Here is a 1628-nt window from a genome sequence, read left to right as displayed (position 1 = left end):
TATTATCTCGGATTTTGGCTGATCTGACTGTTGTTGATCACTTCCTGAGGAATCAAAAGCGTATACCGGATGTCATTGGGCGGCAAAGTGTAAGTTGTCTCCTGCGCTGAACGACTAAGCGTCCTGGCAAAACGAGTGTCTTTGTTCAGCCTACGAAGGTCTGTCCATCTCAATCCCCTCATCAATAACTCTTTTCTTCGCTCCGCAACTACTTTATTTAAAGCATCTGTACCATCCACAGCAGCCATGTCCACATAAGTACCAATCTTCCACCTGGTCCTCAGCAAGGTATTCAGGTCTCCCATCGAAGCTGTCACATTTCCAGCACGTGCATACCCTTCAGCACGAATCAGGTACATCTCGTCTACCGCCAGCCCATTAAAAAACAGCGCCGATGTTGCCGGTTCATAATTTCCCGTAAAACGGTACGAACCTGTATTGTCTCCACTATTCGGTTTCAAAAAGATAGATCTTCTTAAGTCGTTCGCGCTATAGGTATTCACCAAATCCAGATTGATCTTGGCAATGTCATTCGGGTTTAGCGCAGGTTGTTGTTCCATCAGCGAATGGAACAATACCTCTTTGTTGAAACGAGGGAAAAACGGCGTATAAGAATTTACATCCAGCGTATTGTAATCAATCAACTGGTTGTTTATCTGTAAAGAGGCATCTGCGCTGGCCTGTGCCTGTGCATAATCTTCCATTGACAGGTAAGTCCTAGCCAACATCGCATAAGCAGCGGCTTTATTGGGTCTTGTGGGCACGGTAGAGGTCGGTTGCAGCAGCGATACGGCCTCCTGCAGGTCCTGTACAATACGTGCATAAGTCTGGGCCACTGTTCCACGTTCCGATTTGTCGTTGATATCCGAACTTAACCGCAAAGGGATGCCCGGATCCTGTTCTGCCGAAGCCGCACTGTAAGGCTTTGCATATAACTGGGCAATCTGCCAAAAACAAAATGACCGGAAAAATAATGCAGCGCCACGCAGGTTGTTCAGCACCGTTACATCAGCAGAGCCTTTCGATTTCAGCTCTTCTACGGTCTCCAGTACCAAGTTGGCATAATATACCGTTTTATACGGGTTCACCCATTGTGCCGCCCCGGGGCGTATCCCTGAGGGAGCCCAGGTATGGCGGTCACGATCTGTCTGCGTCAATGATGACGACAAATAGCCATCATCTGTAAGATAATAATCGTCTGCAGAGGCTTCCCCATCACTTGGAAAGCCGGTGTTCATCACACCATAGTTATCCAGTAACAGTTGACAATCACTAGCAGTTTCAATTAGTGCCTGGTTACTGCTTTTTTTGATGTCCACGTATTTTTCGCAGGAGCTTAAGATCAATACGCACAGTAACATAGATGCTACCCTACAGATAATTGTATGACCTTTCAAATATTGATAAGAATGTTTCATAGCAAGATGAGGTTAAAAGTTTGCACTAAAGCCAAGGGAATAGGCACGAGGGTTAGGATAATCATTGATATCAGGATCCAGCCCGAGTTTGTTCGCCCGCCAGATCACCCCAAGGTTGGATACATTGGCATAAACCCTGGGATTTTTGATGAACCAGCCCTTTTTCCCAAAACCATAAGAAAGGTTAATTTCCTGCAGGCGAATATGATC

Annotated in this window: 2 protein-coding genes; both read right to left on the bottom strand. The window is 46.1% G+C overall.

Annotated features, from left to right (window positions below; genetic code table 11):
• Positions 1-2: 2 nt before the first annotated feature.
• On the bottom strand, positions 3-1418 hold the full coding sequence (locus tag OQX62_RS25025) for a RagB/SusD family nutrient uptake outer membrane protein (RefSeq protein ID WP_265834409.1): 1416 nt from the start codon (positions 1416-1418) through the stop codon (positions 3-5).
• Between the two features lie 12 nt (positions 1419-1430).
• The coding region (locus OQX62_RS25020; protein WP_265834408.1) for a hypothetical protein at positions 1431-1628 on the bottom strand (198 nt) is incomplete at its 5' end.

The sequence above is a fragment of the Pedobacter sp. MR2016-24 genome, assembly GCF_026239655.1.
Taxonomy (GTDB): Bacteria; Bacteroidota; Bacteroidia; order Sphingobacteriales; family Sphingobacteriaceae; genus Pedobacter.
The sequence above is the reverse complement of the archived record's forward strand: the minus strand, read 5'-3'. Positions and strand labels throughout refer to the sequence as shown.